The 13021-nt window shown below is 71.3% G+C and carries 14 protein-coding genes; 9 read left to right on the top strand and 5 right to left on the bottom strand.

Features of this window, described 5'->3' with window-relative positions:
• Positions 1-482 precede the first annotated feature (482 nt).
• Positions 483-1370 carry a putative RNA methyltransferase gene (locus AC5WRL_RS21700; RefSeq protein ID WP_496090289.1) on the bottom strand — a complete coding sequence of 296 codons (888 nt, stop codon included), beginning with the start codon at positions 1368-1370 and terminating at the stop codon, positions 483-485.
• Between the two features lie 218 nt (positions 1371-1588).
• Here AC5WRL_RS21700 and AC5WRL_RS21695 point away from each other — a divergent pair, with 218 nt between their 5' ends.
• The 7 genes from AC5WRL_RS21695 to AC5WRL_RS21665 all read left to right on the top strand — a co-directional run bounded on the left by AC5WRL_RS21695 (position 1589) and on the right by AC5WRL_RS21665 (position 6908).
• Positions 1589-1912 (top strand): WhiB family transcriptional regulator, encoded by a 324-nt coding sequence (locus AC5WRL_RS21695; RefSeq protein WP_496090288.1) that lies wholly within the window; start codon positions 1589-1591, stop codon positions 1910-1912.
• 73 nt (positions 1913-1985) lie between these two features.
• Entirely contained in the window at positions 1986-2237 is a 252-nt protein-coding gene (locus tag AC5WRL_RS21690) for a type B 50S ribosomal protein L31 (protein ID WP_496090287.1), read from the top strand.
• Between the two features lie 64 nt (positions 2238-2301).
• Positions 2302-2841, top strand: a complete 540-nt coding sequence (locus AC5WRL_RS21685) for an MSMEG_1061 family FMN-dependent PPOX-type flavoprotein (RefSeq protein WP_496090286.1) — start codon at positions 2302-2304, stop codon at positions 2839-2841.
• A 64-nt stretch (positions 2842-2905) separates the two neighbouring features.
• Complete coding sequence (locus tag AC5WRL_RS21680) at positions 2906-3943, top strand: FecCD family ABC transporter permease (RefSeq protein WP_496090285.1); 1038 nt, start codon at positions 2906-2908, stop codon at positions 3941-3943.
• Positions 3940-5013, top strand: coding sequence for a FecCD family ABC transporter permease (locus AC5WRL_RS21675; protein ID WP_496090284.1), 1074 nt, complete (start codon positions 3940-3942; stop codon positions 5011-5013). Before AC5WRL_RS21680 ends, AC5WRL_RS21675 begins: the two co-directional genes overlap by 4 nt.
• A 44-nt stretch (positions 5014-5057) precedes the next feature.
• Complete coding sequence (locus AC5WRL_RS21670) at positions 5058-5861, top strand: ABC transporter ATP-binding protein (RefSeq protein WP_496090283.1); 804 nt, start codon at positions 5058-5060, stop codon at positions 5859-5861.
• Positions 5862-5882: 21 nt separating this feature from the next.
• Entirely contained in the window at positions 5883-6908 is a 1026-nt protein-coding gene (locus tag AC5WRL_RS21665) for an iron-siderophore ABC transporter substrate-binding protein (protein ID WP_496090282.1), read from the top strand.
• Positions 6909-6992: 84 nt separating this feature from the next.
• Here the strand turns inward: AC5WRL_RS21665 and ulaA are convergent, their stop codons facing one another.
• The 4 genes from ulaA to AC5WRL_RS21645 form a co-directional block, all read right to left on the bottom strand.
• Entirely contained in the window at positions 6993-8408 is a 1416-nt protein-coding gene (gene ulaA, locus AC5WRL_RS21660; RefSeq protein WP_496090281.1) for a PTS ascorbate transporter subunit IIC, read from the bottom strand.
• A 130-nt stretch (positions 8409-8538) separates the two neighbouring features.
• Positions 8539-8820 carry a PTS sugar transporter subunit IIB gene (locus tag AC5WRL_RS21655; RefSeq protein WP_496090280.1) on the bottom strand — a complete coding sequence of 94 codons (282 nt, stop codon included), beginning with the start codon at positions 8818-8820 and terminating at the stop codon, positions 8539-8541.
• Complete coding sequence (locus tag AC5WRL_RS21650) at positions 8817-9272, bottom strand: PTS sugar transporter subunit IIA (protein ID WP_496090279.1); 456 nt, start codon at positions 9270-9272, stop codon at positions 8817-8819. Before AC5WRL_RS21650 ends, AC5WRL_RS21655 begins: the two co-directional genes overlap by 4 nt.
• Before the next feature lie 61 nt (positions 9273-9333).
• Complete coding sequence (locus AC5WRL_RS21645) at positions 9334-10062, bottom strand: GntR family transcriptional regulator (RefSeq protein WP_496090278.1); 729 nt, start codon at positions 10060-10062, stop codon at positions 9334-9336.
• A gap of 243 nt (positions 10063-10305) precedes the next feature.
• Here AC5WRL_RS21645 and tkt point away from each other — a divergent pair, with 243 nt between their 5' ends.
• Positions 10306-12342 carry a transketolase gene (tkt, locus tag AC5WRL_RS21640; RefSeq protein WP_496090277.1) on the top strand — a complete coding sequence of 679 codons (2037 nt, stop codon included), beginning with the start codon at positions 10306-10308 and terminating at the stop codon, positions 12340-12342.
• Positions 12339-12989, top strand: a complete 651-nt coding sequence (locus AC5WRL_RS21635; protein WP_496090276.1) for an HAD family hydrolase — start codon at positions 12339-12341, stop codon at positions 12987-12989. Before tkt ends, AC5WRL_RS21635 begins: the two co-directional genes overlap by 4 nt.
• The last annotated feature ends 32 nt before the right edge of the window (positions 12990-13021 follow it).

Below are 13021 nucleotides of genomic sequence, written 5' to 3'. Positions count from 1 at the left end.
TCCGCTGTCGGCGCACTCCCGTGCGCCACCATCAGCCGTCAGCGGCTCCCGGCGGCCCCGTCTGCCCTGTCCGCAGCGGCAGTCGGGCACGGACCGGGACCACGCCGGGGAAACCGTCCGCGACCTCCAGGGGCTGGCCGCCACTGGCATTGCCGCAGTTGCTCGCGCGCCGCACAGCGGCGCTCAAGTCGGGTTCGCCGGCAGGCATGTCGCACTGTCCTCCACCAGAGAGCGGACGAACGCCAACGACTCCACTGGGGTAAGGGCCGCGTCGCGCAGCCGTTCGTAGGCCGGCTTGCGGCACGCCACCTCTCCCCGTTCTTCCATCACCTCCCCCACGGTGGAACTCTCCTCATGGACGACAGAGGGTCCGTTGACCGGCGTCAATACGGTGGGCGAACCGCTCAAATCCTGTGCCGGGGCGAGGATGGCGGTGACCGTGCCGGTGGGGACCTGCCCGCCGGCCGGCGGGCCGCGCACGTCTACGGCCGGTGGGTCTGCGCCGCTTGCTGTGTCGCTCCCCTGGGGCGGTAGTGGGAGAGGGTGACCGAGACCGTGACGGGGACCGGGGCGTGCTGTTCGGTGAGCCAGGTGCGGGTGGCGTCGGTGTTCAGGTGGTGGGCGGAGGGGCCCATCGCGATCAGGTTCGCCACGTCCTCGGGTGGCAGGTCCGCCCGGTACTCCACGACCTGGCTGCCCCGTTGCTCGAAGTGGCCGCCCAGGGTGCGGGCCAGCCGCTCGTCCTTGGCGGGGTCGATGGCCAGCAGGCCCAGGCGTTCGCGGGGCAGTCCCGACAGGTGGCGGGCGGTGGGGGTGATCACCAGCAGGGTGCCGCCGGGGCGCAGCACGCGGTGGAATTCGGGGCCGTTGCGGGGGGCGAAGACATTGATGAGGAGATCGACGGACGCGTCCGGCAGCGGCAGCGGGCGCCAGACGTCCCAGACGGCGGCGGTCAGCCGGGGGTGGGCGCGGGCGGCGCGGCGCAGCGCATATTTGGACAGATCCAGGCCGATTCCATGCGCCTCGGGGAGGCTGTCGAGGACCGTGGCCAGGTAGTAGCCGGTGCCGGTGCCGGCGTCCAGAACGGTCCCCCGCGGGGGAACCTGTGCCCCGGCGCTCTCCTCGGCGAGGGCGCGGGCCAGCGGGGCGTAGTGCCCGGCGGTCAGGAAGGCGTCGCGGGCGGCGACCATGGCCTGGGTGTCGGCGCCGGCCGGGGCCTTGCCCCCGGTCAGAAGGCTGGCGTAGCCCTGCCGGGCGATGTCGAAGGTGTGGCCCCCGGGGCAGCGCAGGATGGTGTCCTGACGGCGCAGTGATTGCCGGCACAGCGGGCAGCGGAGCGGTGCGGTCGGTGGGGGTGTGGTGGCAGGCACGAACGTTTCCTGGGGGTGCGGGGCACCCGTCACCCTATCTCCGGGTGTCGCGCCCTGTCCCAGATACCTCTGCTGTCACTCCTGCGGGTGACTTGGCCGTTGGCATAGTCCCATTGGGCCATGCCAGATGGGACCGACTGGGGGTGTTGCCATGCCGTCGCATTCCGTAACGTCCTCAGCTGGGAATGGTCGTGAGACCGTGGGAGGACGGCACCGGCATGAGTTGGGAAACCGACTGGAGCAAGCAGGGGATCTGCCGCAAGGCCGATCCGGACGAACTGTTCGTCCAGGGAGCTGAGCAGAATCGCGCCAAGGCGGTGTGCACCGGCTGTCCGGTGAAGACCGAGTGCCTGGCCTACGGTCTGGATCACCGGATCGAGTTCGGGGTCTGGGGCGGGATGACCGAGCGGGAACGGCGGGCGCTGCTGCGCCGGCGGCCCACGGTCACCTCCTGGCGGCAGTTACTGGAGACGGCCCGCGCGGAGTACGAGCGCTCCGCCGGAGCGGGCGGCCAGGAGCGGGGGGCGGCCGACGCGGCGTAGACCGTTCCGGTTGCGGGGGCGTCCTGTGGCGCCGAGCATGAAGGGAGGCAGCCGCCCCAGTCCGGGAGGAACCGTGCAATCGGACATCCATCCCCCTTATCGGCAGGTGGTCTTCCGGGACCGCTCGGCCGGGTACGCGTTTCTCACCCGGTCGACGGCCACCAGCGACCGCACCATTGAGTGGGACGACGGGGAGACCTATCCGGTCATCGATGTGGAGATCTCCTCGGAGAGCCATCCGTTCTACACGGGCAAGGCCCGGGTTTTGGACTCCGAGGGTCAGGTCCAGAAGTTCGAGCAGCGGTACGGGCGCCGGGAGAGCTGAGCCACCCCTACACGCCCCCACCCGCCCGTACCCCCGTCGGGGGCCGGGTGAGAGCATCGGCCGGATGACGTACGAGCACGCGGTGACCTCCGCCGACGAACTGTCCGAGATCATCGGCACCCCGCACCCGGTCGTGATCGACAAGGTGAAGCGGGAGCTGGGCGAGTTCGAGCGGAAGTGGCTGGCCAAGTCGCCGTTCTGTGTCCTGTCCACCTCGGCGGCGGACGGCAGTTGCGATGTCTCGCCACGTGGCGATCCGCCCGGGTTCGCGCAGGTGCTGGACGACTCCACGATCGCGATACCCGACCGGCTGGGCAATCGGCGGGTGGACAGCTGGCGCAATGTGCTGAGCAATCCGCAGGTCGGGCTGGTCTTCATGATCCCCGGCCTGGGCGAGACGCTGCGCATCAACGGCCGGGCGACCCTGGTGCGGGACGGGGAGTTCTTCGACCGGATGGCGCTCAAGGGCCGCCGCCCGGCGCTGGCCCTGATCGTGCGCACCGACGAGGTGTTTCTGCACTGCTCCAACGCGCTGCGCCGCTCCGGGCTGTGGGATCCGGCGTCCTGGGACGGGGATCTCGCCGATCTCAAGGTGACCTATTAGCCATCATTAGGGTAGCCTTCCCTAACTTGAATGGCCGGGCGCACAGACAGACACGATCAGACACATGGGCATACGCACCGAGACGGCCGCGCCGTCAGCGCGCAGCCGCCCGCTGCTCGCCGCCGGACTGCTCCCGGCCGCCGCGGCCCTGCTGCTCGCGGTGGCCGCCTCGCTCGCCCTGGGCACCGCGAACATCCCCGTACACACCGTGTGGCAGGCGCTCACCGACTACGACCCCGGCGACACCCAGCAGCTGATCATTCATGAGGTACGCGTCCCGCGCACCGTCATCGGCCTGCTGACCGGGGTCGCGCTCGGCCTCGCCGGGGCCGTCATGCAGGCGGTGGCCCGTAACCCGCTGGCCGACCCGGGCATCCTCGGAGTCAACGCCGGCGCGGCCCTGTTCGTCGTCGTCGCCATCCACTCCCTGGGCGTGGACACCCTCAGCGGCTATGTCTGGTTCGGCTTCGCCGGCGCGCTGTGCGCCTTCGCCCTGGTCTACGGGGTCAGTTCACTGGGGCGCGAGGGCGCCACCCCCATCAAGCTGGCACTGGCCGGCGCCGCCACCACCGCCGCCCTCGGCTCCCTCACCACCGCCATCATCCTCTCCAGCAACGACGCCTTCGAGCAGTACCGCTTCTGGCAGGTCGGCGCCCTCACCAGGACCGAGGACGGGCTGCTCACCCAGGCCGCCCCGTTCATCGCGGCCGGCGCGGCCTGCGCGCTGCTCAGCGGCCGGTGGCTCAACACCCTCAGCCTGGGCGACGACACCGCCCGGTCGCTGGGCCAGCGCGTGGGCGCCGTACGCGGCCTGGCCGCCTGCGCCGTGGTCCTGCTGTGCGGCACGGCCACCGCCATCGCCGGGCCCATCGCCTTCGTCGGCCTGGTCGTCCCACACCTCGCCCGCGCCCTCACCGGCCCCGACTACCGCTGGATCCTGCCCTACTCGGCGCTGCTGGCCCCCACCCTGCTGCTCACCGCCGACATCGTCGGCCGGCTCATCGCCCGCCCCGGCGAACTCCAGGTCGGCATCGTGACCGCGGTGATCGGCGTACCTCCGTTCATCGCCCTGGTGCGGCGCCGGAAGACGGCCGGGCTGTGACGGCGACCGCGACCCCGGCCACCCCGGTCACCCCGGTCACCCCGGCGACCACAGCGGTACGGCGCGCCCGCCGGGCCCGGCAGCGGCGCACCCTCGGCGTCTGCGCCGGACTGCTGGCCGCCGCGCTCGCCGCGTTCCTGCTCTCCCTCGCCACCGGCGACCGATCGATCCCGCTGCCCGAGGTGCTGGCCACGCTCACCGGGGGCGGCAGCCGGGGCACCGAGTTCATCATCATGGAGCTGCGGCTGCCGCGCGCCGTCACCGCCGCCGGGGTGGGCGTCGCGTTCGCACTGGCCGGGGCCATCTTCCAGACCCTGCTGCGCAACCCGCTGGCCAGCCCCGATGTGATCGGCATCAGCGCCGGGGCCGGCGCCGCCGCCGTCATCGCCATCGTGCTGCTGGGGCTGAGCGGCCCGGCCGTCTCGCTGGCCGCGCTCACCGGGGCGCTGGCCGCCGCCGTGCTGATCTACGCGCTGGCCTGGCGGCGCGGCGTCACCGGCTACCGGCTGGTGCTGATCGGCGTCGGCGTAGCCGCCGCGCTCACCAGCGTGATCTCGTATGTGATGACCCGTTCGGAGACCATGGTCGCCCAGCAGGCGATGGTGTGGCTGGCCGGCTCGCTCAACGGACGCTCCTGGGACCAGGCCGGCCCGCTGCTGCTGGCGCTCGCCCTGCTGATCCCGCTCACCGCGCTCGCCGCCCGTGCCCTGCCCGCGCTCCAGCTCGGCGAGGACACCGCCACCGGCCTGGGCGCCCGTACCGAACCGGCCCGGGTCGCCCTGCTGTTGTGCGCCGTGGCGCTGGCCGGTGTCGCCACCGCCGCCGCCGGGCCGGTGGGTTTCGTCGCCTTCGTCTGCGGCCCCATCGCCCGTGGCCTGCTGCGCCGCCAGGACCCGGCGCTGCTGCCGGCCGCCCTCACCGGCGCGCTGGTGGTGCTGGTCTCCGACTATCTCGGCCAGCACTGGCTCGGCCCGCACCAGATTCCGGTGGGCGTGGTCACCAGCGTGGTCGGCGCCCCGTATCTGCTGTGGCTGCTGGCCACCGCCAACCGTGTCGGCCGGGGCGGCTGAGCCATGTCCGCGCCCCCGGCCCGTACAAGGGAGAACCCCAGCCCATGACCGTTCAGCACACTCTGCGCACCGAGGATCTCCGGCTCACCTATGACCGCAACGAGGTGGTCAAGGGCCTTTCCCTGGAGATACCGCCGGGCCGCATCACCATGATCGTGGGCCCCAACGCCTGCGGGAAGTCCACCCTGCTGCGCGGCCTGGCCCGGCTGCTGACCCCCGCCTCCGGCACGGTGCTGCTGGACGGGGCCAGCATCCACTCCCGCCCCACCCGCGAGGTCGCCACCACGCTCGGCATCCTGCCGCAGACCCCGGTGGCGCCCGACGGCATCACGGTCACCGATCTGGTGGGCCGGGGCCGCTATCCGCATCAGGGCTGGTTCCGGCGCTGGAGCGAGGAGGACGAGCGGGCGGTGGCCGAGGCGCTGGAGGCCACCGATGTGGCGGAGCTGGCGGACCGCGCGGTGGACGAGCTGTCGGGCGGCCAGCGGCAGCGGGTGTGGATCGCGATGGCGCTGGCGCAGGGCACCGATCTGCTGCTGCTGGACGAGCCCACCACGTACCTGGACATCACCCATCAGGTGGAGGTGCTCGATCTGCTGACCGATCTCAACAAGTCGGCCGGCACCACCGTCGTGGTGGTGCTGCACGATCTGAATCTGGCCTGCCGGTACGCCGATCATCTGGTGGCGATGCGGGACGGCACGATCGTGGCGGAGGGGCCGCCGGCCGAGGTGGTCACCGAGACGGTGGTCTCCGAGGTGTTCGGGCTGCGCTGCACCCTCGTCCAGGACCCGGTCTCCGGGACGCCGATGGTCGTACCGATGGGGCGGCACCACTCCAGCAAGTAAGGGTAGGCTAACCTCATTCGCATGAGACACAAGCCCCGCCTGCGCCTGGCCCTGCTCGCCGTCGCCGCGCTCGCCCTGCCCCTCACCGCCTGCGGCTCCGGCGACGACGCCGGGAAGAACGACGCCCGGAAGGATGACGCCGCCGCCACCCCCGGGGCAAGCGACGGTGCCTTCCCCGTCACCATCCCCACCGCCTTCGGCGACATCACCGTCGAGGAGGAACCGCAGCGGGTGGTCGCGCTCGGCTGGGGCGACGCCGAGACCGCGCTGGCGCTCGGCGTGCAGCCGGTCGGCGCCAGCGACTGGCTGGCCTTCGGCGGCGACGGGGTCGGCCCCTGGGCGGAGGGCATGTACGACACCGCCCCCGAGCTGATCGGCACCATGGAGCCCGAGCTGGAGCGGATCTCCGAGCTGGAACCGGATCTGATCCTGGACCTCAACTCCAGCGGTTCCCAGGAGCGGTACGACATGCTCAGCCGGATCGCCCCCACCCTCGGTGTCCCGGCCGGCGCCGAACAGTACAAGATCTCCTGGCGCGACCAGGTCACCATGACGGCCGCCGCGCTGGGCCGCGCCGACGCCGGGGAGCGGCTGATCGCCGACACCGAGGCGGCGTTCGCGCAGGCCGCCGCCGAGCACCCCGAGTTCGCGGACAAGACGATCGTGGTGGGGTCGTACACCTCCGGCGGCTACGGCGCCTATGTGCGCGGCGGCGGCCGGGTGGACTTCGTGGAGGCGCTGGGCTTCACCAACAGCCCCGCCATCAACGAGCTGGCGGGTGACGAGTTCTTCGTGTCCGTCTCCAAGGAGCGGCTGGACCTGCTGGACGCCGATGTCACCATCGTCTCCCCCATCGGCGTGGCCGCCACCGAGATCAGCGAGGACCCGCTCTACCAGGCGATCCCCTCCGTCAAGGACGGCCGCGCGCTGATCCTGGACGACGAGGACATCTCGCTGGCCTTCGCCACCAACACGGTGCTGTCCCTGCCCTACGCCCTGGACCTGGTGGTCCCGCTGCTGTCGGACGCGGTGACGGGCGGCAACTAACCCCGCCGGCCGCCGCACAACAACGGCCCGGGCCCGTACGGTACGTACCGTACGGGCCCGGGCCGTTTCCGAGGGCCGGCCGGATCAGGAGGCGGGCTGGCGCTCCGGCTCCGGGGTCCCGTCGTTCTCGGTGGACTGGGGCGGCGGCAGCTGCCGCTCGCGCCGCGTGATCAGCGCGCTGCCCACCAGCAGACCCACCAGCGAGGCCAGCACCAGCACGATCACGGCGGCGTGCGTCCAGTTCGCGGCGTTCCCGATCAGGAAGCCCGCGACGCCGAAGTCCGCGTCGGAGAAGGTGGAGTTGGCCAGGCCGACATCGCCCAGGCGGGGCAGGATCAGCAGCGGCAGGAAGGTGATCAGCAGGCCGTTGGCGATCGAGCCGAGGACCGCGCCGCGCCGGCCGCCGACCGCGTTGCCGATGACGCCGGAGGCACCGCCGGTCATGAAGTGCGCCACGATGCCCGGGATGATGATCGTGCCGCCGACGGCCGCCAGGACGCCCATGCCGACCAGACCGGCCGCGAAGCTGGCCAGGAAGCCGATCAGCACGGCGTTGGGGGCGAAGGTGAAGACGATCGGCACGTCCAGGGCGGGCTTGGCGTTGGGGACCAGCTTCTGCGAGATGCCCTTGAAGGCGGGGATGATCTCGGCGAGCACCACCCGGACACCGGCCAGGATGATGGTCACACCGGCGGCGAACATACCGGCCTGCATGATGGCCCAGATCAGGAACCACTGGCCGCCGCTCAGCTCGCTCTCCACGTAGCTGGGCCCGGCGATCAGGGTGACCAGCAGGTAGATGATGCCCATGGAGACGGCGATGACGACCGTGGTGTCACGCAGGAAGCCCAGACCCTTGGGGATCTTGATGTCCTCGGTGGACTTGCTCGCGTCGCCCTTGGTCAGCTTGGCGACCAGACCCGAGGTGGCGATACCGAAGTTACCGGTGTGGCCCAGCGCCACGTTCTCCTGCTTGGTGGCCTTGCGCATGAACGGCTGCACCAGGGCGGGCGAGACGGTGTTGATGACACCCAGCGCCAGGGAGCCCCACAGCACGGCCTCCCACGACTCGAAGCCGTTGGCCATCAGGATCACCGCGATCATCGCGGCCATGTACAGCGCCACATGGCCGGACATGTAGATGTACTTCAGCCGGGTGAAGCGCGCCAGCAGCACGTTCACCACCATGCCGAAGAAGAAGATCAGCGCGGCCTGGGTGCCGAAGTCGGTGAGGACCGTACCCACGATGGCCTCGTTGTTGGGCACCACGCCCTGCACGTCGAAGGCGTGCTGGAACATGTCGCCGAACGGGGTCAGCGCCCCGGAGACCACGCCGGCGCCGGCCGCCAGCACCAGGAACCCGACGAAAGCCTTGATCGTTCCCTTGAGGGTGTCGGAGACCGACTTGCGCTGGAGGACCAGACCGAGCAGAGCGATCAGGCCGATGATGACCGAGGGCTCGCGGAATATGTCCACGAGGGTGTTGAGGAAGCCGTTCACGGTTGGCGCCTTTCTACGGCACGACGATGGGCTCAGGTCGCGATGCAGGTGACGTCAGCAGTGGACAGACGTTCCTTGCTGTGGATGGGGAGTGAGCGGGGGGACAGCGAAGTGGGGGCAGGGGCAGGGGTTACAGCAGGCCCTTGCGCACGGCGGCCGACTTGACCGCCTCGCGCAGTTCCTCCTTGTCGATGATGCTTTCCAGCACCACCACGTCACCGAGGCCGGCGGCGGTGTCCGCCAGGTCCTTGGCCACGAAGAACACATCGGCGCTCTCCGGTCCGGCGGAGCCGATGTCGGTGTGGTCGACCTCGACGCCACTGATGCCGAGTTCGCCGAGCACCTCTTCGATGTTCAGGTGGACCATGAAGCTGGAGCCGAGGCCCGAGCTGCACATCGCCAGGAACTTCATTTCTTCTCCTCGAATTCGCTGATGAGCTGGGTGACATCGGCCGCCGAGCGGGCGGCGCGCAGCGCCTCCCGGGTGTCGGTGTCCGACAGGATGCGGGCCAGGGAGGACATCGCCTGGGTGTGCGCGGTGGCGTCGACGGCCGCGAAGCAGAAGTAGAGATCGACGGCGTGCTCGGGCTGGTCGAGCAGCGGGGCCGGCTGCTCCAGCCGCAGCATGGAGATCGAGGTGCGCACCGCGCCCTTCTCGGGACGGGTGTGGGCCAGCGCGATGCCGAAGCCGAGATCGATGTACGTGCCGCCCGCCTCGATGGAGGCGATCATGGCGTCCACGTAGGCCGGGGTGATGTCACCGGCGGTCAGCAGAGGTTCGGCGACCTGGGTCACCGCCTCCCGCCAGCTGAGGCGGTCGGCGGAGAAACGTATCTTCTCCTCGGTCAGCAGTTCGCTGAGCATGGCACTCACTCCGTGATCTCTCGTGCTCGTCGTGCTCGTCGTGCTCGTCGTGCTCGTCGTGCTAGTCGGCGTCGGCGATGATGTCGAAGGACAGCTCGGCGCTCTCGGGCAGGAATTTCGACGTCCCGTGGACCACCGGCCGCCGCTCCAGGTCGAAGACCGTGGAGGTGGCCAGCAGCAGCGGTGATCCGTCCAGCACATCCAGCAGATAGGCCTCGCGGCCGTCGCAGGTGTGCAGGCCGACGACGATCTCGTTGCGCGTGAGCACCACGTCGTGGTGCGCGCGCAGGTGGGCGTACAGGGAGGTGGCGGTGAAGTCCGCCCCCAGCACATCGGGGAACCGCTCCTCCGCCACGAATGACTCGGCGAGGTGGTGGGTGGCCCCGTTCACCCGGCGCAGCCGCTCCAGCCGTATGACCGTCGCGGCCGGCGAGATGTCGAGCGCGGCGGCCAGCCTGGTGCCCGCCCGCATCCGCTTCTGGGCCAGCACCTCGGAGGTGACGGTGTGGCCCTGCCTGGTCATCTGGGTGAAGAAGCCGGTGACCTCGCTGACGAACCTCTCGCGGTGCTTGAGGGCGTAGCGGGGCCGGCTGACGAAGGTGCCCCTGCCGTGCTGGCGGATCAGATATCCGTCGTTGACCAACTCGTCGACGGCCCGCCGCAGTGTGATGCGGCTCACTGCGTACTCCTCGCAGAGCGCCGCCTCGGGCGGCAGCTGTCCGCCGACCGGGAGATCGTTCACCCGGTTCAGCAGATGGTCGCGCACCTGGGCGTACTTGTGCTCGGCCACCGCCGCCTCCTCACTGAGAACGTGTCGTCGAGACGTCATGATGACTAGAAACCCAGAGGACGTCAATAGGTCAATTCGTTGTAACCGTACTGCTTCCCGGAAGCTTCCGGAATGGGACAGATCCCCTCAACCAACTCCGTACAAAAGGGACAAATCACTCCCTAGCGACGGCGAAGACCCATGAGTTACGTTGTCTCAAGTCATCATGACGACATGATCTCGTAGCTCACAGAGGAGCCCGCCGTGACCGGAACCGGATCCATACTCGGCCCAGCCGACCGCCAGGCGGTCGCGGTAGCCCGCGCCCTGGCCATGGACGCCGTCGAGGCAGCCGGCTCCGGTCACCCCGGTACGGCGATGGCCCTGGCCCCGGTCGCGCACCTGCTCTACCAGCGGCACCTGCGGCACGACCCGGCCAACCCCGCCTGGGAGGGCCGGGACCGGTTCATCCTGTCCTGCGGCCACGCCAGCATCCTCCAGTACACCCAGCTGTATCTGACCGGCTACGGACTGGAGCTGACCGACCTGCGGCGCTTCCGGCAGCTCGACTCCCTCACCCCGGGACACCCCGAACTCGGCCACACCGCCGGGGTGGAGATGACCACCGGACCGCTCGGCCAGGGCGTCGCCACGGCGGTCGGCATGGCCATGGCCCTCAAGCGCGACCAGCACCGGCTGGCCGGCGCCGCCGAGGCCGGCCTCCCGGACCGTACGGTGTGGGTGCTCGCCTCGGACGGCGACCTCCAGGAAGGCATCTCCTACGAGGCCGGCGCGCTCGCCGGCCGGCACAAGCTCGACAACCTCGTCGTCATCTGGGACGACAACAGCATCCAGATCGAGGGCGGCACCGACCTCGCCACCCACGAGGACACCGGCGCCCGGTTCGCCGCCCAGGGCTGGGCGGTCCGGCTGGTCGGCCTCGGCGCGGACGGCGACATCGACACCGGCGCCCTGGACGCCGCCCTGACCCAGGCCAGGGCCGAGCGGCACCGGCCCTCGCTGATCATCCTCAAGTCCCAGATCGCCTGGCCCGCCCCCAACGCCATCAACACCCCCGCCGCGCACGGCGCCCCGCTCGGCGCCGCCGAGGTCGCCGCCACCAAGCAGCGCCTGGGGGTCGCCGCCGAGCCGTTCACCGTACCGGCCGACGTCCTCGCCCACACCCGCACCGCCCTGGCGCGCGGCGCCGAACTGCGCCGGGCCTGGGACGAGTCGCTGGCCGGCTGGGCCACCGCCCACCCCGAGCGCGCCGCCGCCCGCACGCACGCCATCACGCTGCCCGGCACCGCCGACCTCGCCGCCGCCCTCCCCGACTTCACCCCCGGCACCTCCATCGCCCCGCGCGACGCCTCCGGCACCGTCATCCAGGCGCTGTCCGCCGCGCTCCCCCGGCTGTGGGGCGGCTCCGCCGACCTCGGCGACTCCAACCGCACCACCGTCAAGGGCGGCGGGTCCTTCCTCCCCGAGACCCCGGACGGCCGCAACATCCACTGGGGAGTCCGCGAGCACGCCATGGCCGCCGCCCTCAACGGCATCGCCATCGTCGGCTACGACAGCCCGTTCGCCGGCACCTTCCTGGTCTTCAGCGACTACCAGCGCCCCTCGCTGCGGCTGGCCGCCCTCATGCGGCTGCCGGTGATCCACGTCTGGTCCCACGACTCCGTCGCGCTGGGCGCGGACGGCCCCACCCACCAGCCGATCGAGCACCTGGCCGCGCTGCGCGCCATGCCGGGACTGGCCGTGGTACGCCCCGCCGACGCCACCGAGACCGCCGCCGCCTGGCTGGCCGCGCTCGGCCAGGACCGCCCGGTCGGCCTGGTCCTGGCCCGGCAGGGCCTGCCGGTGCTGCCCACCCCGGCGCAGGCCGTACGGGAGGGGGTGGCGCGCGGCGGGTACGTGGTCGCCGACGGCACCGACGGCACCGACGTCCTGCTGCTGGCCAGCGGCAGCGAGGTCGCCCTCGCCCTCACCGCCCGCGAACTGCTCGCCGCACAGGGCGTCTTCGCCCGCGTCGTCTCGGTGCCGAGCAAGGACTGGTTCCTCGCCCAGGACCGCGACTACCGTGAGACGGTGCTGCCGCCCGCCGTACGGGCCCGGGTCGTCGTCGAGGCCGCCTCGCCGTTCGGCTGGCACGACCTGCTGGGCGAGGCCGGCACCACCGTCACCATCGACGACTTCGGCCTGTCCGCCTCGGCCGGCGACGCGCTGGCGGCCAAGGGCATGACCGCCGAAGCCGTCGTCACCGCCGCCCTCGACTCGATCAAGGCGGCCCGGTCTTGATCAACGACACCGTGGATCTGGTGATCTTCGACTGCGACGGGGTCCTGGTGGACACCGAGACCATCGGCCCCGCCGTGGTCGCCGAGATGGCCACCGAGTCCGGCTGGCCACTCACCCCGCAGGAGGTGCGGACACGCTTCCTGGGACGGCCCGAGTCGTACCTCTACGACCAGCTGCGTACCCATGCCACCGCGCCCATCGGCCCCGACTGGCTGGCCACCTACCACGCCCGGGTCAGCGAGGCGTTCGCCGCCGCCCCGCACACCATGCCAGGCGTCGCAGAGCTGCTGGACGCCCTGGACGCGCGCGCCCTGCCGTACTGCGTCGCCTCCAGCGGCAACCACGCCAGGATCCGGCACTCCCTCACCCACTCCGGGCTGTGGCCGCGCTTCGCGGGCCGGATCTTCAGCGCGCAGGACGTGGCCCGTGGCAAACCCGACCCGGACCTGTTTCTGCACGCCGCCCGGGAGATGGGCGTCAAACCGGACCGCTGCCTGGTGATCGAGGACAGCCCGGCCGGCGTGGACGCGGCACTGGCGGCCGGCATGCCGGTCATCGGCTACACCGGCGGCCCCACCACCGCGCCCGAAGTCGCCCACGCGACCCACGGCGTGGTGGCCGACCTGCGGCGGATCGCTACCCTCTGACGGACAGCGCGGTGGCGCGGCCGGGCGGACCC

The organism is Streptomyces sp. NTD107 (genome assembly GCF_059510435.1).
The sequence above is the reverse complement of the archived record's forward strand: the minus strand, read 5'-3'. Positions and strand labels throughout refer to the sequence as shown.

What these genes read in the sequence shown, in the direction of transcription:
- AC5WRL_RS21695 (WP_496090288.1), top strand. Translation starts at nt 1,589, where the DNA reads ATGAGTTGGGAAACCGACTGGAGCAAGCAGGGGATCTGCCGCAAGGCC.
- AC5WRL_RS21685 (WP_496090286.1), top strand. Translation starts at nt 2,302, where the DNA reads ATGACGTACGAGCACGCGGTGACCTCCGCCGACGAACTGTCCGAGATC.
- AC5WRL_RS21680 (WP_496090285.1), top strand. Translation starts at nt 2,906, where the DNA reads ATGGGCATACGCACCGAGACGGCCGCGCCGTCAGCGCGCAGCCGCCCG.
- AC5WRL_RS21670 (WP_496090283.1), top strand. Translation starts at nt 5,058, where the DNA reads ATGACCGTTCAGCACACTCTGCGCACCGAGGATCTCCGGCTCACCTAT.
- AC5WRL_RS21665 (WP_496090282.1), top strand. Translation starts at nt 5,883, where the DNA reads ATGAGACACAAGCCCCGCCTGCGCCTGGCCCTGCTCGCCGTCGCCGCG.
- AC5WRL_RS21655 (WP_496090280.1), bottom strand. Translation starts at nt 8,820, where the DNA reads ATGAAGTTCCTGGCGATGTGCAGCTCGGGCCTCGGCTCCAGCTTCATG.
- AC5WRL_RS21650 (WP_496090279.1), bottom strand. Translation starts at nt 9,272, where the DNA reads ATGCTCAGCGAACTGCTGACCGAGGAGAAGATACGTTTCTCCGCCGAC.